At 66.6% G+C, this 19,706-nt stretch carries 18 protein-coding genes; 10 read left to right on the plus strand and 8 right to left on the minus strand.

Annotated elements, in window-relative coordinates; all coding sequences use genetic code 11:
* Positions 1 to 364: 364 nt before the first annotated feature.
* Both ACUXVE_RS16665 and ACUXVE_RS16670 read left to right on the plus strand, forming a co-directional pair.
* Entirely contained in the window at positions 365 to 775 is a 411-nt protein-coding gene (locus ACUXVE_RS16665) for a hypothetical protein (RefSeq protein ID WP_157804359.1), read from the plus strand.
* A 56-nt stretch (positions 776 to 831) separates the two neighbouring features.
* Positions 832 to 1,287, plus strand: a complete 456-nt coding sequence (locus ACUXVE_RS16670) for a hypothetical protein (protein WP_445514828.1) — start codon at positions 832 to 834, stop codon at positions 1,285 to 1,287.
* Between the two features lie 149 nt (positions 1,288 to 1,436).
* On the opposite strand, the gene ACUXVE_RS16675 is transcribed toward ACUXVE_RS16670, so the two are convergent.
* The gene (locus ACUXVE_RS16675; protein WP_025874783.1) at positions 1,437 to 2,864 is read right to left on the minus strand and encodes an amino acid permease; all 1,428 of its coding nucleotides are present in this window, start codon (positions 2,862 to 2,864) and stop codon (positions 1,437 to 1,439) included.
* A 97-nt stretch (positions 2,865 to 2,961) separates the two neighbouring features.
* Positions 2,962 to 4,437, minus strand: coding sequence for an amino acid permease (locus ACUXVE_RS16680; protein ID WP_025874781.1), 1,476 nt, complete (start codon positions 4,435 to 4,437; stop codon positions 2,962 to 2,964).
* 132 nt (positions 4,438 to 4,569) lie between these two features.
* Between ACUXVE_RS16680 and ACUXVE_RS16685 the strand changes: the two genes are divergently transcribed.
* Positions 4,570 to 5,184, plus strand: a complete 615-nt coding sequence (locus ACUXVE_RS16685; protein ID WP_222389766.1) for an NUDIX hydrolase — start codon at positions 4,570 to 4,572, stop codon at positions 5,182 to 5,184.
* Positions 5,185 to 5,259: 75 nt separating this feature from the next.
* Here ACUXVE_RS16685 and serA read toward each other — a convergent pair whose 3' ends face one another.
* Entirely contained in the window at positions 5,260 to 6,501 is a 1,242-nt protein-coding gene (gene serA, locus ACUXVE_RS16690; RefSeq protein ID WP_032975510.1) for a phosphoglycerate dehydrogenase, read from the minus strand.
* Between the two features lie 169 nt (positions 6,502 to 6,670).
* Here serA and ACUXVE_RS16695 point away from each other — a divergent pair, with 169 nt between their 5' ends.
* The 3 genes from ACUXVE_RS16695 to ACUXVE_RS16705 all read left to right on the plus strand — a co-directional run bounded on the left by ACUXVE_RS16695 (position 6,671) and on the right by ACUXVE_RS16705 (position 10,294).
* Positions 6,671 to 8,059: an FAD-binding oxidoreductase gene (locus ACUXVE_RS16695; RefSeq protein WP_445514829.1), complete on the plus strand. Its 1,389-nt coding sequence runs from the start codon at positions 6,671 to 6,673 to the stop codon at positions 8,057 to 8,059.
* A gap of 62 nt (positions 8,060 to 8,121) precedes the next feature.
* Positions 8,122 to 8,421 (plus strand): DUF2388 domain-containing protein, encoded by a 300-nt coding sequence (locus ACUXVE_RS16700; protein ID WP_032975508.1) that lies wholly within the window; start codon positions 8,122 to 8,124, stop codon positions 8,419 to 8,421.
* Positions 8,422 to 8,461: 40 nt separating this feature from the next.
* Positions 8,462 to 10,294, plus strand: a complete 1,833-nt coding sequence (locus ACUXVE_RS16705) for a DUF7844 domain-containing protein (RefSeq protein WP_445514830.1) — start codon at positions 8,462 to 8,464, stop codon at positions 10,292 to 10,294.
* On the opposite strand, the gene ACUXVE_RS16710 is transcribed toward ACUXVE_RS16705, so the two are convergent.
* Both ACUXVE_RS16710 and ACUXVE_RS16715 read right to left on the minus strand, forming a co-directional pair.
* The gene (locus tag ACUXVE_RS16710; RefSeq protein ID WP_025874770.1) at positions 10,272 to 11,339 is read right to left on the minus strand and encodes an ATP-binding protein; all 1,068 of its coding nucleotides are present in this window, start codon (positions 11,337 to 11,339) and stop codon (positions 10,272 to 10,274) included. The two genes, ACUXVE_RS16705 and ACUXVE_RS16710, sit on opposite strands and share 23 nt — an antisense overlap.
* On the minus strand, positions 11,339 to 12,055 hold the full coding sequence (locus ACUXVE_RS16715; protein ID WP_093819639.1) for a response regulator: 717 nt from the start codon (positions 12,053 to 12,055) through the stop codon (positions 11,339 to 11,341). The genes ACUXVE_RS16710 and ACUXVE_RS16715 overlap by 1 nt, the downstream gene beginning before the upstream one ends.
* 130 nt (positions 12,056 to 12,185) lie before the next feature.
* On the opposite strand from ACUXVE_RS16715, the gene ACUXVE_RS16720 reads away from it, so the two are divergent.
* The 4 genes from ACUXVE_RS16720 (at position 12,186) to ACUXVE_RS16735 (ending at position 17,690) form a co-directional block, all read left to right on the plus strand.
* Complete coding sequence (locus tag ACUXVE_RS16720; RefSeq protein WP_445514831.1) at positions 12,186 to 13,334, plus strand: efflux RND transporter periplasmic adaptor subunit; 1,149 nt, start codon at positions 12,186 to 12,188, stop codon at positions 13,332 to 13,334.
* A 21-nt stretch (positions 13,335 to 13,355) separates the two neighbouring features.
* Positions 13,356 to 16,520 (plus strand): multidrug efflux RND transporter permease subunit, encoded by a 3,165-nt coding sequence (locus ACUXVE_RS16725; RefSeq protein ID WP_445514832.1) that lies wholly within the window; start codon positions 13,356 to 13,358, stop codon positions 16,518 to 16,520.
* Positions 16,501 to 16,893, plus strand: coding sequence for a nuclear transport factor 2 family protein (locus ACUXVE_RS16730; RefSeq protein ID WP_093819633.1), 393 nt, complete (start codon positions 16,501 to 16,503; stop codon positions 16,891 to 16,893). Before ACUXVE_RS16725 ends, ACUXVE_RS16730 begins: the two co-directional genes overlap by 20 nt.
* 83 nt (positions 16,894 to 16,976) lie before the next feature.
* Positions 16,977 to 17,690 (plus strand): COG3650 family protein, encoded by a 714-nt coding sequence (locus ACUXVE_RS16735; protein WP_445514833.1) that lies wholly within the window; start codon positions 16,977 to 16,979, stop codon positions 17,688 to 17,690.
* Between the two features lie 72 nt (positions 17,691 to 17,762).
* Here the strand turns inward: ACUXVE_RS16735 and ACUXVE_RS16740 are convergent, their stop codons facing one another.
* The 3 genes from ACUXVE_RS16740 to ACUXVE_RS16750 are packed head-to-tail and all read right to left on the minus strand — an operon-like array spanning position 17,763 to position 19,672.
* Positions 17,763 to 18,296, minus strand: coding sequence for a hypothetical protein (locus ACUXVE_RS16740; RefSeq protein WP_222390958.1), 534 nt, complete (start codon positions 18,294 to 18,296; stop codon positions 17,763 to 17,765).
* Entirely contained in the window at positions 18,286 to 18,852 is a 567-nt protein-coding gene (yeiP, locus tag ACUXVE_RS16745; RefSeq protein ID WP_006363947.1) for an elongation factor P-like protein YeiP, read from the minus strand. The genes ACUXVE_RS16740 and yeiP overlap by 11 nt, the downstream gene beginning before the upstream one ends.
* 49 nt (positions 18,853 to 18,901) lie before the next feature.
* Positions 18,902 to 19,672 carry an SDR family NAD(P)-dependent oxidoreductase gene (locus tag ACUXVE_RS16750; RefSeq protein ID WP_445514834.1) on the minus strand — a complete coding sequence of 257 codons (771 nt, stop codon included), beginning with the start codon at positions 19,670 to 19,672 and terminating at the stop codon, positions 18,902 to 18,904.
* Between the last annotated feature and the right edge of the window lie 34 nt (positions 19,673 to 19,706).

The raw sequence follows: 19,706 nt of genomic DNA on the forward strand, positions 1-19,706 counted from the left end.
AATTTGAAACAAACCTCATATCTATTCATGTAACCCTCGGGGTCGGATCAGGTGTCCAACTCCTGGGGGTCACTTCAACCCTTGGGGGCTTGGCCGCGGCATCCATGCCGCGGACACCCCTGCGCAGCCCACCCGACCGGCCACGGACAGTTTCCGCGCGGCCAGCCACGGATTGAAGAAAGAAAGGCAGAAGCGGGTCGCTTCGCTGCGCTTGCTCATGAAGCGACGCGGGCGTTTGGATCGAGGCAGATCTGCCGGCAGATGAACAGGCGATTGGCCATCATTGGTGAAAGCGGTTCCGGTCGTGGACAAGTCTGATGCATCGCCGCCACGATCGAATCGGCACTGATGAAAGGGGGCTGCCATGGAAAGGAAGGCGATGTGGTGCAGGCGAGTTGCAGGTGCGGCGGTGGTCCTGGTGGTGGTGTCCACCAGTGGCTGTGTGACCGAGTGGGTGCCACGTACGAATGCAGCGGATTACAGCTACTCGACCGACTACTGCTCTACGGAGTCGAGAGGGCAGTGGCCGGTGAAGAACGAAGTTGCAACGCGAACCGTCTACGTAGAGAAGCTGGAGAAGTGCAGGGAAGATGACAAGAGCAAGTGCGACGTGGATGGAAAATATAATCGCGTACAACAGCCGGAAATCGAGAGCTATGTGATGGATGTCAACGAGAGCAGCCGCCGCAGCGCCTACACCAGTTGCATGTGGTACTGGGGCTGGTCGGAGCAGGAGCGCTGGCTGTGGCAGCGGAAACCAGACACGTCGCATTGACGCCGCTTCATCGCAGGGAAGGGCGCACGCGGATGCCGATGGTGATGCGAATGTAAATGGCTGTGTTGCTGGCTTTGTTGACCGGTAGATGCGCAACCGAATGGGCACGCTTCAGCGACCATGCCGATTCGCTGGATGAGTCGTGTTGGCGCAGCAGGGCCGAAGCGAATGAGAAGTGGCCGGAGAGTATGGAGATTGCCGACCGCACCGACGAGATCGAGGTGCAGACCGTCTGCAAGGAAAGCAAGACGTGCGACGTGGATGGCAAATGCAAGAAGCTGTGGAAGACCGAGCACTACACCGTAGACATCAACGCCAACAGAACCATGAGCACTCCATGGGCTGCACGAGCGGCACTGGTTGGATACAGAAGACCATCTGGTTCAGCCGCAGGTGACCCCTATCCCATAGCCGACACATCTCAGCTCCGCTTCATCCACGCATGGCGTGGATCTACTGGACGCGCCAGGAGGCTGCCGGGGGCGGGGAGGGGTGAGATTGCGGGGGCGTGAGCCGCATGGATGCGGCGATCGAGCTTACAGGCACGTACTTGCAGCGTCCCCCGCAATCTCACCCCTCCCCGCCAAACCCTCAGACCCGCTGTTGCTGTTGCCGTTGCCCCAGCGGGTGCAGGGCCGCAGGCCCTGCAATGCAGAAAACCTTACTTCCCCCGCAGGCGGCTGTGCCTGAACCCGTAGAAGAAGTAGATCACGAAGCCGACAAACGTCCACACGCCCATCAGCATCCAGTTGTGCAACGTCATCGCCGACAGCAGCGCCAGGCAGCTGATCACGCCCAGGCTGCAGACCAGCCATGCACCCGGAATGCGGAACGGGCGCGGCAGGTCGGGCTGCGTGCGGCGCAGGATCAGTACGCCGGCGCAGACCGCCGCGAAGGCGATCAGCGTGCCCATCGAGGTCAGCTCGCCGAGGATGTCCAGCGGGAACAGCGCCGCCAGCAGGGCGATGCCGATGCCGGTGATGACGGTGTTGATATGCGGCGTGCGGTACTTCGGGTGGATCTTGGTGAACACCGGCGGCAACAGGCCGTCGCGGCCCATGATCATGAAGATGCGCGGCTGGCCGATGATCATCACCAGCACCACCGACGACAGGCCGATCAACGCACCGATTTCCACCACCACGCGCAACCAGCCCAGCTGCGGATGCGCGGCCACGGCGGTCACCACCGGCTCATCGGTGCCCAGCAGCTGGTAGGGCACCAGGCCGGTCATGACCGCGGCCATCGCGATGTACAGCACCGTGCAGATCACCAGCGACAGCATCATGCCGATCGGCATGTCGCGCTGCGGTTTGTGTGATTCCTGCGCGGCCACCGATACCGCTTCGAAGCCGATGTAGGCGAAGAACACCATCGCCGCGCCACGCAGCACGCCTTCCATGCCGTATTTGCCGGGGCCTTCGTTGGCCGGGATGAACGGGGTCCAGTTGCTGGTGTCCACGTACTTCCAGCCGACCACGATCACCAGCACGATCAGCCCGGTCTTGAGGATGACCATGGCCATGTTCATCGCCGAGGATTTGCTGATGCCGACGTAGCACAGCCAGGTCAACAGCAGCACCAGGATCGCGGCGGGAATGTTGGCGATGGCGCCGGTGGGCCGCAGCTGCGCATCCAAGGGGGCGCTGACCAGCGCCGCCGGTAGATGGATGTCGAAATGGCTGAGCAGGCTGAGGAAATACCCGGTCCAGCTGACCGCCACGGCCGAGGCGGAGACGCCGTACTCGAGCACCAGCATCCAGCCGATGAACCAGGCCGAGAGCTCGCCGAAGGTGGCGTAGGTATAGGTGTAGGCGCTGCCGGAAACCGGCACCATCGCCGCGAACTCGGCATACGCCAGGGCGCAGAAGGCGCAGCAGATCGCGGCCAGCACGAACGAGAGCATGATGGCCGGGCCGGCGTGGTTGGCGGCGGCCTGGCCGGTGATGACGAAGATGCCGCCGCCGATCACGGCGCCGATGCCGAGTGCGGTCAGGCCCCAGGGGCCGAGGTGGCGACGCAGGCTCAGGCCGTTGGCGTCTTCATGGGCGGCATGCGGATGCTTGGTGGCCCACAGTTGCTTGAACATGTGTGGTGGTCTTGTGCGATGCGCCCGGTGACCGGGCGCGGGCGGAAATGCTTGCGGATATCGACGGGCCGGCGCAGGGGCCGGCCCGTCGGGAGGATCAGGGCGACTTGGCCAGCTTGCTGTGGCGCATGCCGTAGCCGAAGTAGATCAGCAGGCCCAGCACGGTCCAGCCTACGAACAGGTGCCAATGCACCACGAACGCCTGCCAGAACAGGAACAGGCACGACAGCGCGCCCAGCGGGCAGATCACCCACACCAGCGGCACGCGGAACGGACGGTGCAGCTCCGGGCGGGTGTAGCGCAGGATCAGCACGCCGATGCAGACCGTGGCGAAGGCCAGCAGGGTGCCCATGGAAACCAGTTCGCCCAGCACGTTCAGCGGCACCAGGCCGGCCAGCGACGCGGCGATGACGCCGACCACGATCGTGGCCCAGTACGGCGTGCGGAAGCGCTTGTGGACCTTGCCGAACACTTTCGGCAGCAGGCCATCGCGCGAGATGGTGTAGGCGATGCGGGTCTGGCCCATCATCATCACCAGCACCACCGAGGACAGGCCGGCGATCGCGCCGATTTCCACCGCGGTCTTCAGCCAGGACAGGCTCGGGTAGGCTTCCAGCGCGGTGGCCACCGGCTTGTCGGTGCCCAGCAGGTGGTAGGGCAGCATGCCGGTCAGCACCGCGCAGACGATGATGTAGACGATGGTGCACACCGCCAGCGAGCCGAGCAGGCCGATCGGCATGTTGCGCTGCGGGTCCTTGGTTTCACCGGCGGCGGTGGAGACCGCATCGAAGCCGATGTAGGCGAAGAACACGATGGTGGCCGCGCGGAACACGCCGCTCCAGCCGAACTCGCCGGACACGCCGGTGTTTTCCGGGATGAACGGGTGCCAGTTGGCCGGGTCCACGTGGGCCGCGCCGATGCCCACGAACAGGCAGATGACGAAGACCTTGATGGCCACGATGATCGCGTTGACGAACGCGGACTGGGTCACGCCCACGTACAGCAGGCCGGTCACCGCCGCCACGATCAGCACCGCCGGCAGGTTGAACAGCTTGCCGGAGGCGGCGAACTCGTGCCCGTTCCAGGCGATCGGCGCCGCGCTCAGCGCGTCCGGGAACGGCATGTGCAGCGTGGTGGTGATGAAGCTGATCAGGTACGCCGACCAGCCCACCGCGACAGAGGCCGAGGCGAACAGGTACTCCAGCACCAGGCACCAGCCGATGAACCAGGCCATGCCCTCGCCGAGCGTGGCGTAGGAGTAGGAATAGGCGCTGCCGGAGACCGGCATCATCGCTGCGAACTCGGCGTAGCACAGGCCGGCCAGCGCGCAGGCGATGCCGGCGAACACGAACGACAGCATGACCGCCGGGCCGGCGTGGTTGGCCGCGGCCTGGCCGGTAAGCACGAAAATGCCTGCGCCGATCACCGCACCAATGCCAAGCATGATGAGGTGTTTCGCCGTGAGGGTCCGTTTCAACGTGGCTTCGCCATCCAGGCTGCCTTCGATGGGTTCGCCGGCATCGACGTGCCCGGCCGGTTCGACCGGCTTGACCCTCAACAGAGCTTTCAGCATGCAGTACTTCCTGATGATCGGATTGGGAGGGCCGCCAGTACATTGCCGGCGGCCTGGAATCGTGAAAGCCGTGCGAACGGCCCGCTGTACCTTAGCCAATGCTGAAGGCACCGCACAAGCGCAAACGCAACAATGAACGGCGATAATGGCAGGTATTTTTCCAGGCACCCCGCATTCATGAGCGAAACCACCGAATCCCTTGCCGCACTTGACGATCGCTTGCGCGGCCTGCTGCATGACCATGCGCGCAAAGAACCCGCCCACGACGCCCTTGCTGCCGAATTCAGCACATTGATCGACGATGCGGAGGATGCTTTCCGCCGCGAACGCCTGGCCGGCCACTTCACCGCCAGCTGCTGGCTGGTCAGCGCCGATGGCCAGCGGCTGCTGCTGACCCACCATCGCAAGCTGCAGCGCTGGCTGCAGCTGGGTGGCCACGCCGACGGCGACCGCGATCTGGCCCGGGTAGCGTTGAAGGAAGCCGAGGAGGAATCGGGCCTGAGCGGCCTGGTGCTGGATGATCCGGCCATCTTCGATATCGACAAGCACTGGATTCCCGAGCGCAAGGAGGTGCCGGGGCACTGGCACTACGACGTGCGTTTCGTGATCCGTGCGCTGGGCGGAGAGAATTTCGTGCTCAGCGAAGAGTCGCTGGAGCTGGCCTGGCGACCGGTGGCCGAGGTCGCCAGCGATCCCCAGTCGGACGAATCGATGCAGCGCATGGCGCGCCGTTGGCTGGCGCGCTGAAAGACGCATCCACGCCACGCGTGGATGACGCAATGCCGGACGCATTCCGCCGGGCCACGCCCGGCGACGTACATCTCAATACAGGATGCGGGTGCGCAAGGTGCCCGGAATCGCCGCCAGCTCGTCACGCACCGCGCTGGCCTGCTCTTCGCTGGCGGTGATGTCGATCACCACGTAACCCACCTTCGGGTCGGTGCGCAGGAACTGGCCGTCGATGTTGACGTTGTGCCGCGAGAAGATCTCGTTGACCTTGGATAGCACGCCCGGCACGTTCTGGTGGATGTGCAGCAGGCGCAGGCTGTCGGCGTGCTCGGGCAGGGTCACTTCCGGGAAATTGACCGCCGACAGGGTGCTGCCGTTGTCGCTGTAGCGCACCAGCTTGGCCGCCACTTCGATGCCGATGTTGTCCTGCGCTTCCAGCGTGCTGCCGCCCACGTGCGGGGTCAGGATCACGTTGTCGTGGCGGGTCAGCGGCGATTCGAAGATATCGCCGTTGCCCTTCGGCTCGACCGGGAACACGTCCAGCGCGGCGCCACCGATGTGGCCGCTGGCCAATGCAGCATCCAGCGCATCGATGTCGACCACGGTGCCGCGCGCGGCGTTGATCAGGTGCGCGCCGCGGCGCATCTTCGCCAGCTCGGTGCTGCCGATCATCCACTGCGTGGAAGGCGTCTCCGGCACGTGCAGGGTCACGATGTCAGCACGCGCCAGCAGGTCGTCCAGGCTGGCCGCCGCACGGGTATTGCCCAGCGACAGCTTGGTTTCCACATCGTGGAAGATCACCTGCATGCCCAGCGATTCGGCCAGTACGCCGACCTGGGTGCCGATGTGCCCGTAGCCGATGATGCCCAGGACCTTGCCGCGCACCTCATGGCTGCCGCTGGCCGATTTCGACCAGCCGCCGCGATGGCATTCGGCGTTCTTCTGCGGGATGCCGCGGGTCAGCATGATCGCTTCGGCGATCACCAGTTCGGCCACGCTGCGGGTATTGGAGTAGGGCGCGTTGAATACCGGAATGCCGGCCAGCTCGGCCGCATCCAGGTCGACCTGGTTGGTGCCGATGCAGAAACAGCCGACCGCGATCAGGCGCTTGGCCTCGGCCAGCACCTCGGCACTGAGCTGGGTGCGCGAGCGGATGCCGACGATGTGGGCTTCGGCGATGCGCGCCTTCAGTTCGTCCTCGGGAAGCGCCTTGGTGTGCGCCTCGATCTGGCTGTAGCCGGCGGCGCTGAACACCTCCACGGCGGTCTGGCTGACCCCCTCCAGCAACAGCACGCGGATATCCTGCTTCGGGAACGAGGTCTTCTTCGGCGACATGGGGCGGCACGGCCAGTGGGACAGGGGCTGACCACTATGCCAGATCGCAACGCCCATGGTGCAGTGCGCAATTGGTTGCAACTGCAGCTATTGAAGGCTCTGCAGGGCTGGACGCTGGGCCCGGCCACTGGCACGCTTGCCCGTTCTTCACGCCCCGCGCTGGACCGTCATGACCGATTCCCGCATCGCCTCGTTGCAGCAGGCCTGTCCCGGCCTGAAGCTGAAGACCGACCCTGCCGACCTGGAGCATTACGGCCGCGACTGGACCCGGCGCTGGACACCGGCGCCGCTGGCGATCGCGTTGCCGGCCACGGTTGAAGAAGTGCAGGCGGTGATGCGCTGGACCGCGGCCGAGGGCGTGGCGGTGGTTCCCTCCGGCGGTCGCACCGGCCTTTCCGGCGGTGCGGTAGCGGCCAATGGCGAGCTGGTGCTGAGTCTGGAGCGGATGAACAAGGCGCTGGACTACGATGCGGTCGACCGCACCCTGGTGGTGCAGGCCGGCATGCCGCTGGAGGCGCTGCACAACGCGGCCCTTGAACATGGCCTCATCTATCCGGTGGACTTCGCGGCGCGCGGGTCGTGCTCGATCGGCGGCAACATCGCCACCAATGCCGGTGGCATCCGGGTGATCCGCTACGGCAATACCCGTGAATGGATCGCCGGACTGAAAGTGGTTACCGCCACGGGCGAACTGCTCGAGCTCAACAAGGGCCTGATCAAGAACTCCAGCGGCTACGATTTCCGCCAGCTGCTGATCGGATCGGAGGGCACGCTGGGCGTGATCGTCGAGGCCACGGTGAAACTCACCGACCCGCCGCCGGCCAGCAACGTGATGCTGCTGGCGCTGCCCAGCTTCGACGTGCTGATGCAGGTGTTCGCCGCCTTCCGTGCGCGGCTGCAGCTGCAGGCCTTTGAGTTCTTCACCGACCGGGCGCTGGAACATGTTCTGGCCCATGGTGCGCAGGCACCGCTCGATGAGGTGCATCCCTATTACGTGGTGACCGAGTTTGCTGCCGGTGACGAGGCGCAGGAAGCGGCGGCGATGGCGGCCTTCGAGGACTGCATGGGCAACGGCTGGGTCAGCGACGGCGTGATCAGTGCCAGCGATGCCCAGGCGGCGCAGCTGTGGCGCCTGCGCGAGGGCATCACCGAGGCGCTGGCACGTTACAAGCCCTACAAGAACGATGTCTCGGTGCGGATCTCGTCGATGCCGGCGTTCCTGGCCGAGACCCAGGCGCTGATCGGCGAGGCCTACCCGCACTTCGACGTGGTCTGGTTCGGCCACATCGGCGACGGCAACCTGCACATCAACGTGCTCAAGCCGGACGGCACCCGCGATGCGGACTTCGTAAGCCAGTGCGAGCATGTCACCAAGCTGCTGGCGCAGGTGCTGGCGCGCTTCAATGGCAGCATTTCGGCCGAGCACGGTATCGGCCTGGTCAAGAAGGGCTACCTGGACAGCACCCGTGGCCCGGCCGAAATCGCGCTGATGAAGGCGGTCAAGCGCGCGTTCGATCCCGAAGGGCGGCTGAATCCCGGCAAATTGTTCGACCTTTGACACGGGCAAAGTCTTCACCCAGCCGTTACGCTCCACCCACCCAATCGATGAACTCCCTGACCATGATCCGTCCGTTCCTGCTGCTTGCCCTGTTGTCCCTGCCGCTGGCCGGCGTCGCTTCGAGTTTTGCCGGCACCTCGGCCGGTTCGGCGACGGGCGCCTCTTCGGGTTCCTCGGGCAGCAGTTCGGGCGATGACAAGGTGGTGCTGGCTGCCCGCGATGATGCGGCTGCGTTTGTCGCCAGCGATGGCCAGATCCGTGGCGCGCGCCTGCAGGCGGCACTGGTGCACCTGCGTGAGCAGGATGCAGCTGCGCAGCAGCAGAGCGACCTGCAGCTGGCGCGCGCCCTGCTGGCGCGTTGATCCAGCGCCCGGGTAGTGCCGGCCGCTGCCCGGCAACCTCATGACACCTGCGTGGAACGCTGCCGGGCATGGCCCAATGCGACGGAGGCGGATGGGCTGGCTCGCTGCGTTGGCGTGGCTGGTCATTCCAACAGCCCGTGCCGCCGACCGCCTGCAGCTGGACCCGGCCGGGCTGGGCCCGGCGCAGCAGCAGGTAGCAATGCAGACACTGGCTGATGTGCAGTCGTTGCTGCCCGACGGCCTGCTGCGTGCCTTGCCCGCGCAGGTGCAGGTCGGCTGGCGTGACGACCTGCCCGCCAACGTGCATGGCCGTGCCTTCGCCGGGGGCATCGCGCTGCGCCGCGACCTGCTGGACGACGATGTAGCCGGTGCCCGACGCGCCCGGCGCAGTGCGCTGGTGCACGAACTGACCCATGTTGCCGACCGCACGGGGGCGCACTGGTCACGCAGCGCCCGTTGGCGTGACCTTGCAGGTTGGCAGCGCAAGCCCTGGCATCTGGGCCGCGGTGACAACGCCTTCCGCGACCGCAGTCCCGATGCCTACGAACTGACCGACCCGGCCGAGTACCTGGCGGTGAACGCCGAACACTTCGTGCTCGATGCAGAGTTCGCCTGCCGCCGTCCGGCCTTGGCGCAGTGGTACCAGGCGCATTTCGGTACGTCGCCCTCACTGCCCGCGCCGCACTGTGCGGGCACCGTTCCGCTGCTGCAGGCCGATGCGGAAGAGGGCGCTGCATCGCTGCTCGCACTGGACCCGGCGCGGGTGTATGCGGTGGACTACCTGTTCGCCGAAGGCAGTGCGCAGCCGATGAGCCGCTGGGGCCACAGCATGCTGCGGCTGGTGATCTGCCGTCCCGGCCGCGCGCCGGGGCCGGACTGCAGGCTGGACCTGGAGCATCATCGGGTGCTGTCCTTCCGCGCCTTCGTCGGCGATGTGCAGATCTCCAACTGGCGCGGGCTGACCGGTGGCTATCCTTCGCGCCTGTTCGTGCTGCCGCTGCAACAGGTGGTGGACGAATACACCAAGGTCGAGCTGCGCGGACTGGCATCGCTGCCGCTGCAGCTGGACCGCAGCGAGATCGCCAGCCTGCTCGAGCGCACCGCCCAGGTGCACTGGAGCTATGACGGTCGCTATTACTTCGTCAGCAACAACTGCGCGGTGGAGACGGCGAAGCTGCTGCAGGCCGGTGTTCCGCGCCTGGGTGAAGCCGGCCTGGCCCAGCTGAGCCCGCGCGGGCTGCGCCGCCGCCTGGCGCGGCTGCATGCGCTGGACGAGCAGGTGCTGGCCGATCCCGCGCAGGCCCGGGCGCAGGGCTACTACTTTGCTTCGGCGCGCGACCACTACCAGCAGCTGTTCGCGGTTGCCGCCGCGCAGATGGCGTTGCCGGCGCGCGATGTGCGCGCATGGCTGGCGCTGCCGGCGCAACGGCGCGCACCGTGGCTGCTGCGCGGTGATGTGCGTGCCAGTGCCGGCCTGCTGCTGTTGGAGCAGGCGGCGCAGCGGCGTGCGGAGCTGCGCGCGCGCGATGCACTGAAGCGGCGGTTGCTGGCCAACCCGGACAGCGGCGCTACCCGCTCGCTGCGCGCGTTGCTGGAACAGAGCGGGCAGTGGTTGCGGCCGGGCCAGTTGCTGGCCGACGCTGGCTACGGCCTGCCGCAGGCGGACGAACAGGCGGAGGTGGCACGGGCAGCGGCCGCTGCCAGCGTACAGGCGGTACCCGCCTGGCAGGCACTGCGCGTGCAGCTGCGCGCGCAGTTGCCGCAATCGCAGCGACGTGAGCTGGATGAGATCGACCGCAATCTCACTGCGCTGGGCGCGCGCGTGCGCGAGCAGGCGGCCGCAGTGCCGCCTACTGGCGCGGCAGCTCGATGATGAAACGACTGCCGCCGCTGGTGCCCGGGGTGCAGTAGACCTGGCCGCCGTGCGCATCGGCGATGGCCTTGACCACCGCCAGGCCGAGGCCACTGCCACCGCCCAGGCGCGATCGTGAGCCGTCGCCGCGCATGAATGGATTGAAGATGTCCGCATGCAGGGCCGGGTCGATGCCCGGGCCTTCGTCTTCTATCGCCACCTGCACATGGGCCACGGTGTCATGCACGGCGATGCGCACCTTGCCAGGGTTGGCATAGCGGCGCGCGTTCTCCAGCAAGGCCAGCAGCGCTTGCCGCAACCGCGTCGGGTCGCAATGGGCGGGGTGCTCCTCGCGGCTGGTTTCCAGTTCCAGCACGAAGCCGGCGCTGCGGAACGCGGGATCGACCAGGGTCATCACCGAATGCACCTCGGCCACCACATCGGTACGGGCGCGGCGCACGTCGAGGCGGGCGTTGTCGGCCAGGCTCAACACCCGCAGGTCCTCGATCAGCCGTGACAGGCCCTCGACCTGCGCCAGCAGGCTGCGGAACTGCGACTCATCGGGCTGGAACACGCCTTCGGCCAGGCCCTGCAGGCGGCCGCGCAGGATCGTCACCGGTGTGCGCAGTTCGTGGGCGATGGCCGCGTGCCACATCACCCGTTCGCTTTCCATGTGCTGCAGGCGGCGTGCCATCGCGTTGAAATCGTCCACCAGCGCTGCGACCTCGCCGGGCGAGTTGGCCTCGGCCGTGGCGCGCGCGCCGAGATCGCCGCCAGCCAGCGCACGCACGCTGTCCACCAGTGAATTGAGCGGCGACAGGATGCGGTGGGCCAGTCGGAACGAGGCAGCGATCGCCAGCGCCAGCCCGGTCAGGATTACCCCGACCATCCAGGCCAGCTCCGGCCCGCTTGGCAGCCATCCTTCCGGCTCTTCGGCGCTGGCCGGGAAGAACTCGATCAGTACGGCGTACAGCAGCCATGAAGAGAGGATCACCATCACGATGACGCCGACGACCATCAGCGACATCGACACGATGATGTGCCGGCTGAGCCCGGAGCGGCGCATCAGCGGTCGGCCATCAGGCGGTAGCCGACACCGCGCACGCTGGTCGGAATCTGGGTGAGGCCCACTTCGTCCAGCTTGCGCCGCAGCTTGCTGACATGGCTGTCCACGGTACGCTCCAGCGCTTCGCTTTCCGGCAGGCATTCGTGCATCAACTCGCTGCGGCTGAAGATCCGTGACGGGGCCAATGCCATGCAATGCAGCAGCTTGAACTCGGTGAGGGTCAGCAGCAGCTCGTGGCTGTAGCCGTCGCCTTCCACATGCACCGCGTGGGTGGCGGTATCGATCAGCAACGGGCCCACGCGCAGGGCGCTGGGAGCATCGGCGCGCGGGCTGCGCAGCGTACGCCGCAGTACTGCACGCACGCGTGCCGCCACCTCCGCCGGGTTGAATGGCTTGACCACATAGTCATCGGCGCCCATCCGCAATGCGGTCAGCTTGTCCAGATCCTGGTCCAGCGCAGTCAGCATGATCACCGGCGTTTCACCGCGCTGGCGCAGCTGGGTCAGCACGCTCCAGCCATCCAGCCGCGGCAGCTGCACGTCCAGCAGCACAAGGTCCGGGCGCATGCTGCGATGCAGGTCCAGGGCCGCCTGGCCATCGGCCGCACGCAGGGTGCGCAGGCCTTCGCGTTCAAGATAGGCGGTGAGGATGTCGGCGATCTCGGCTTCGTCCTCGACGATCAGGACCAGCGCCGCGAGGGCAGGGGATGCATGCATGGCAAGGCGAGGCCGGAAGGTGCTTGCCCTCCATCGTATCTCCACACTTCCTCCATCGAAACCCCATCATCGCCACGCACACTGCGCGCTTCATGATTCCTCAGCCGCGTCTGCGGCACTGTGCACAGCAATGAGAACCTTCAGGACTCCGGTCGCGCTGGTCGCGGCCTTCGCCTTGGCCATGACGGCCTGCTCCCGCCCCGAATCGACCGTCGAAGCCGCACCGCGTGTCAGCGTGGTGACCGTTGGCCCGCAGGTGGTGCAGCGCGATGATGAGCTGCCTGGCCGGGTGGCGGCCGTGCGCACCGCGCAGATCCGTGCGCAGGTCGGCGGCATCGTGCAGCGCCGGATGTTCGAGCAGGGGGCGGAAGTACATGCGGGCCAACCGCTGTTCCAGATCGACCCTGCGGCGTTCCGCGCCGACGTCGATTCGGCGCTGGCGGCCCTGCAGCGCAGCGAGGCGGCACTGGGTCGCAGCCGGTTGCAGTCACAGCGGTTGCAGGCATTGGCGGCCGCGCAGGCGGTCAGCCAGCAGCACCGCGACGATGCCAGTGCCGAGCATGAGCAGGCCCGGGCAGCGGTCAACGAGGCGCGCGCAATCCTGGCGCGACGTCAGCTCGATCTGCGCTACGCCACGGTGAGTGCACCGATCGATGGCCGCATCGACCAGGCACTGGTGAGCGAAGGCGCGCTGGTCGGCGTCGCCGACGCCGAACCGATGGCGGTGGTGCAGCAGATCGACAAGGTCTACGTGGACGTGCGCCAGCCTGCTTCGCAGCTGCAGTCCCTGCAGCGCAGCGCGGTGGCCGGCGAGTTGCCAGTGACCATCATCGGCGCGGCGGGTACGCCGCTGCCCGAGCGCGGTCGGCTGCTGTTCTCCGGTGTCAATGTCGATGCACGCACCGGCGATGTGATCCTGCGCATCCTGGTCGACAACCCAGAGCGGCAGTTGCTGCCCGGCATGTACGTGCGTGCGCGGGTGCCCCGTGGTGCGCCGGCCAGCGCGCTGCTGCTGCCGCAGCAGGCAGTGCTGCGCAGCGCCGGTGGCCAGGCCTATGCCTGGGTCATCGCCGACGATGGCAAGGCGGTGATCCGCACGCTGGAGGTGGACGGCAGCGTCAACCGGCAATGGTTGGTGCGGCACGGCCTGAAGGCCGGCGAGAAGGTGGTGGTGGAAGGCCAGGAGCGCCTGCAGGAAGGCGTGCTGGTCGATCCGCGCGACTGGCAGGTGCCGGTCGCCAGTGCCAGCGCACCGCCGACATCCGAACGCCAGGGCTGAGCCCTTCCAGGAACCTACGACATGGCCCGTTTCTTCATCGATCGCCCGGTATTTGCCTGGGTGCTGGCGATCTTCGTCATCCTGGCCGGCGTGCTGGCCATTCCGCGGCTGGCGGTCGAGCGCTACCCGGCGGTCGCACCGCCCAGCGTCAGCATCTATGCCAGCTATCCCGGTGCCAGCCCGCAGACGTTGAATGATGCGGTGGTCGGCCTGATCGAGCGTGAGCTGTCCAGCGTCAAGCATCTGCTGTACTTCGAATCGTCGGTGGATACTTCCGGTGAAGCGTCGATCACCGCCACCTTCAAGCCCGGCACCGATCCTGAGCTGGCGCAGGTGGACGTGCAGAACCGGATCAAGGCGATCGAGCCGCGCCTGCCGCGCAGCGTGCGCCAGAACGGCCTGTTCGTGGAGGCGGCCGACTCCGGATTCCTGATGCTGGTGGGCCTGCGCTCACCCGATGGCAGTGTCAGCGAAGCGGCGCTGGGGGATTTCATGGCGCGCAACATCATCGAGGAGCTGCGGCGCATCGACGGCGTCGGCCGCGTGCAGCTGTTCGGTGCCGAACAGGCGATGCGGATCTGGCTGGACCCCACCCGCCTGACCGGCTACGGCCTGACCATGGGCGATGTCGCCAGCGCGATCGAGCAGCAGAACCTGGAGATCTCGCCGGGCCGCATCGGCGATTCGCCCGGTGTTCCCGGCCAGCGCATCACCGTGCCCCTGAGTGCCGAAGGCCAGCTGTCCACGCCCGGGGAGTTTGCGGCGATCGTGCTGCGGGCCGGTGCCGATGGTTCGCGGGTGCTGCTTGGCGATGTCGCCCGGGTCGAACTGGGCGCGCAGAGCTATGCCTGGGGCACGCGCGAAGATGGCTATCCGGCGACGGCCGCCGGCGTGCAGCTGCGCCCCGGTGCGAATGCGGTGCGTACCGCCACGGCGGTGCGCGAACGCATGGCCGACCTGCAGCCGCTGCTGCCGCATGGTGTTGAATCCAGCATTCCGTTCGATACCGCGCCCTTCGTGAAAGTATCGATCCAGAAGGTACTGCAGACCCTGATCGAGGCGATGCTGCTGGTGTTTGCAGTGATGTACCTGTTCCTGCAGAACTGGCGCTATACGCTGATCCCCGCCCTGGTCGCGCCGATCGCGTTGCTGGGCACCTTCGCGGTGATGCTGGCGCTCGGTTTCTCGATCAACGTATTGACCATGTTCGGCATGGTGCTGGCGATCGGCATCATTGTTGACGACGCGATCGTGGTGGTCGAGGGCGTGGAGCGGATCATGGCCGAAGAGGGGCTGCCGCCGCGCGAGGCCACGATCAAGGCGATGCGTGAGCTGACCGGTGCGGTGATCGGCATTACCCTGGTGCTGACGGCGGTATTCATCCCGATGGCGCTGGCCAGTGGTTCGGTTGGTGCGATCTACCGCCAGTTCAGCGTGGCGATGTCGGTGTCCATCCTGTTCTCGGCACTGCTGGCGCTGAGCCTGACCCCGGCGCTCTGCGCGACGCTGCTGCGGCAGGGCACGCGTGGCCACCATGGTCGCGGCGGCGTGTTCGGTGCGTTCAACCGCGGCTTCGAGCGGATGACCGGGCGCTACCAGCAGGGCGTGGCGGCCGTACTGCGGCGCAGTGGCCGGGTGATGGGCCTGTTCGCGGCCTTGCTGGTGGCGCTGCTGATCGGCCTGCATTGGTTGCCGGGTGCGTTCCTGCCGGAAGAGGACCAGGGCTATTTCATGACTTCCATCCAGCTGCCGGCCGAAGCAACCGCCGAGCGTACGCTGGCGGTGGTCGAAGCCTACGAACAGCATGTCGCCTCGCGGCCGGCGATCGCGTCCAACCAGGCCATCCTCGGCTACAGCTTTTCCGGTTCCGGCCCGAGCGCGGCGCTGACCTACACCATGTTGAAGGACTGGGGTGAACGCGGCGGCAGCACCGCATCGGACGAGGTGAAGGCGGCGCAGCAGGCCATGGCAACGGTCCCGGAAGGCGAGGTGATGAGCGTGATGCCGCCAGCCATCGACAGCCTTGGCCGTTCCTCCGGTTTCTCGCTGGCGCTGCAGGCGCGTACCGGACAGGGCCAGGCCGAGCTGCGCGCTGCCCTGCAGCAGCTGTTGAAGCTGGCAGAGGCAAGTCCGTTGCTGGCCGAAGTGAATGCTGATGGCCTGCCTGCGGGTAGCAATGTCCGGCTGGACATCGATCGCGCCAAGGCCGAAGCGATGGGCGTGGCGTTCACCGACATCAGTGCCACGTTGTCGGCGGCAATGGGCTCGCAGTACGTCAACGATTTTCCCAATCGCGGGCGCATGCAGCAGGTGATCATGCAGGCCGATGCGCCGCACCGGATGCAGCTGGAAGACGTGCTGAAGCTGTATGTCCGCAACAGCGAAGGCGGCATGGTGGCGCTGTCCGAACTGGTCACCCCACACTGGACCGAGGCGCCGCTGCAGCTGCAACGCTACCTGGGGTTCCCGGCATTGAATCTGTCCGGCGCACCTGCCGGCGGGGTGTCCACCGGCCAGGCGATGGTCGAGATGGAGCGCCTTGCCCAGCAGCTGCCAGCGGGTTTCGCCCTGCAGTGGACCAGCCAGTCGCTGCAGGAACGCGAGTCGGGTGCCCAGGCACCGTGGTTGCTGCTGCTGTCGATGCTGGTGGTGTTCCTGGTGCTGGCGGCACTGTACGAGAGCTGGTCGATCCCGCTGGCGGTGATGCTGGTGGTGCCGTTGGGCCTGCTCGGCGCTGTTGCTGCGGTGTTGCTGCGCGAGATGCCCAATGACGTGTTCTTCAAGGTCGGCATGATCACGGTGATCGGACTTTCGGCGAAGAACGCGATCCTGATCGTCGAGTTCGCCCGCCAACTGCAACAGCAGGGACGCGGTCTGGTCGAGGCGACCATCGAAGCAGCACGCCTTCGGTTGCGACCGATCGTGATGACCTCGCTGGCGTTCGCGCTGGGCGTGGTGCCGCTGATGCTGGCCCAGGGTGCTTCAAAGGAAACGCAACAGGCCATCGGTACCGGTGTGTTCGGCGGCATGGTCAGTGCGACCGTATTGGCCGTGTTCTTCGTGCCGGTGTTCTATGTGGTGGTGCAGGGGGCGCAGCAGTGGCTTGCGCAGCGCCTGCGCCGACGCCGGCCGGCGCCGGGAGGAAGCGTGGATGGAAAGCAGGTGGATGGAAAGCAGGAACCCTGAGGGCCTGCACGAGGCGCAGCTGCGCGTGCTGGAACAGCAGCTGCGCGATGCGTTGCTGGACGGCGACCATGGCGCGGTTGCTGCGCTGTTGTCACCAGCGTTGTTCATGATGGACGGACAGGGTGGGCGGGTGCTCGAGCTGCCCTGGTTGCAGGACTGGCGACATGGGCATCTGCAGATTCATGCGCTGCAGGCGCATGCGGTCGAGACGCTGCTGTGTGGTCGGCTGGCGCTGTTGTCCAGTGATGTTCAGCTGCATGTGCATTGGCGGGGACGCGAACACGTGCAGCGCTTGCGCCTGTTGCGCGTCTGGACAAGCACTTCCGGTGTCAGCGGCGCGCAACTGCTGTCGATGGCGGTACTGGCAGGCTGAACACGGTCATGCAGCTTTCAGGCCCCGTTTGCGTGCAGATGGTAGGGTCCAGGGTCTCTGTAGTTTCGACAAGGAGTCGAGCCATGCGTGTAATTCCCAGTCTGTTGGCTGCCTCCCTCGGCCTCGCGCTGAGCGCCTGCCAGCCGGCCCAGACGCCGGCCGCCAGTAATGCAGGCGATGATGCGGCCGCAACGCCGGCACCGGCGCCGGTGGCCGCCGCTGCTGATGGCGGCGGCGATGGCGCCGGCAACCAAACCCTCTATCGCTGCGGCGACCTTGATGTGCGCGCCACCTTCAACGGTGAGGACGCGGCGACGGTTGCGATTGGCGGCCGCAGTTTCGCGATGTCCTCCGAACGTGCAGCCTCCGGTGCGAAGTATGGCGACGGCAAGGGCAACAGCTTCTGGACCCGTGGCAGTGAAGACGCGCTGCTCAGCCTGAAGGGCGAGGCGGACCGCGAATGCAACGCGGTGGAGGCAACCGAGGGCGATGGCAGTGCCGGCAACGCGGCGTTCCGTGCCACCGGCAACGAGCCGGGCTGGCTTGCCGTCGTCGACGGCGATACGCCGGGCCTGCAGGTGGACGTGGATTACGGCGAGCGCCGTTTCACCGTCGCCAAACCGACCGAGGGTGCGGATGGCTGGGTGGGCAAGGCGGCGGATGGCACCGACATCAAGCTGAGCTTCCAACGCACCACTTGCCAGGACGGCATGAGTGGCGAGACATTCGAGGCCAAGGCGATGCTGGCCGTGGGCACGCGCCAGTACCACGGCTGCGGCAACTTCGGCGGCAAATAAAAAAAAGGGGACGGAGGGGATGACGTCGTTTGTGCCATGAACGACGTCATCCCCTCCGTCCCCTTTTTTGCGTCAGCCCTTGCAGGGCTTCAGATCCAGATCGGGGGACAGGTCGTAGCGCAGGTTCACACCGATCAACGCCTGCCGGATCGCGCAGTCATCGCGATGGCGGGCCACCAGGTCGGCAAAGATCTTCTCTCGATCGTCGCAGAACCTGGCGATGGCGGCCTCCAGCTCGCGACGACGGGCGTCGTCGTAGGGTTCTTCGCCGGCAAAATGCTGGCAGCTGTTCTCCCGTTCGATGAAGGCCTGCACATCGGCCGGCATGCCGCAGTAGATGCGGATGTCCTGCACGAAAGCGACGTCGTCGGGGACGCTGCAACCGGCGGCAGCCCGCACCTGTTGCTCCTCGTCGGGGGTGTCCGCCAGCGTCGCCACAGCATCTGCTTCATCTGCGGCCGGTGCCACCGCAGCGGCAACGGTGTCCGCAGCGGCGGGCTGCGTCACCGCGTCCGCCGCGACGTCACCGGTGCTGTCCGCTGCCCGCGGCGAGCACGCCACGAGCAGGGACAGGCAGGCGATCAGCGCAGCGCGGTTAATCGGCACGGCCGGCAAATTCGCCGGTGGCGGTGTTCACCAGCACACGCTCGCCGTTGACGATGTACTCCGGCACCATGATCTCGATGCCGGTGTTGAGCTTGGCCGGCTTCGGGCGCTTGGTGGCGGTGCCGCCCTTCAGTTCCGGCGGCGTCTCGATCACTTCCAGCACCACCGAGGCCGGCAGCTGGATGGCCACCGGCTGCTCGTCGATCACCTGCACGTAGATGCCGGTCAGGCCGTCGGTGATGTAGCCGGCGTCATCGCCGATCACGTCCGCGTCCAGGGTGTAGGGGGTGTAGTCCTCGTCGTCCAGGAACACGAACGCATCGCCGTCCTTGTACGAGTAGGTGGACTGGCGGCGCAGCAGTTCGACTTCGACCAGGTTGTCGTCGGCATCGAAGCTGGCGTCGAGCTTGTTGCCGCCCGGCACGCTGTACATGATGAAGCGGAAGCGGACGTTGCCGCCGCGACCCTGCGGCGAGCTGCGCTCGATGTCGCGGATCTGGTAGACGCCGTTGTTGAACTCGACGACGTTGCCCTTCTTGATGTCGTTGGCTTTCATGGTGATGTTGGTCGTTGGGGGAGGGCGCCGTCCCGGCGCCCGGGGGGAATCACTTCGGAGCGAGCCGGGTGGCGCCGTCCAGGCGGATGGTCTCGCCGTTGATGTAGGTGTTGCCGAGGATGTGGCCGACCAGGCTGGCGAACTCTTCCGGCTTGCCCAGGCGCGACGGGAACGGGATCGATGCGGCCAGCGACTGTTGTACGGCTTCGGGCATGCCATCGACCATCGGCGTCCAGAACACGCCCGGCGCGATGGTATTGACGCGGATGCCGAAGCGCGACAGCTCGCGGGCCATCGGCAGGGTCATCGCCACCACGCCGCCCTTGGAGGCGGAGTAGGCGGCCTGGCCGATCTGGCCTTCGTAGGCGGCAACGCTGGCGGTGTTGATGATCACGCCGCGCTCGCCGTCCACGCCGGCCTCGTTGTGCTGCATGCGGTTGGCTGCGGCCTTGGCGACATTGAAGCTGCCGACCAGGTTGACCATCACCGTGCCCTGGAACCCGGCCAGCGGCATCGGGCCTTCCTTGCCCAGCACGCGGCCAGCGCCGAGGATGCCGGCGCAGTTCATGGCGACATTCAGGCCGCCGAGGAAATCGCAGGCCTGGTCGATGGCCGCCGCCACGGACGCTTCATCACTGACGTTGACGTTGAAATAGCGGGCGTTGTCCTGCCCCAGGCCGGCAACAGCGGCCGCGCCCTTGGCGTCGTTGAGGTCGAACAGGGCGACCTTGCCACCCTCGGCAACCAGGTGCTGGGCCACGGCCAGGCCGAGGCCGGAGACGCCGCCAGTGATCACGGCACGCACGGAAGAAAGTTGCATTACACGGTCCTGCAGGTTCAAGAGCCGCCGATTC

The organism is Stenotrophomonas sp. 3(2025), assembly GCF_052665395.1.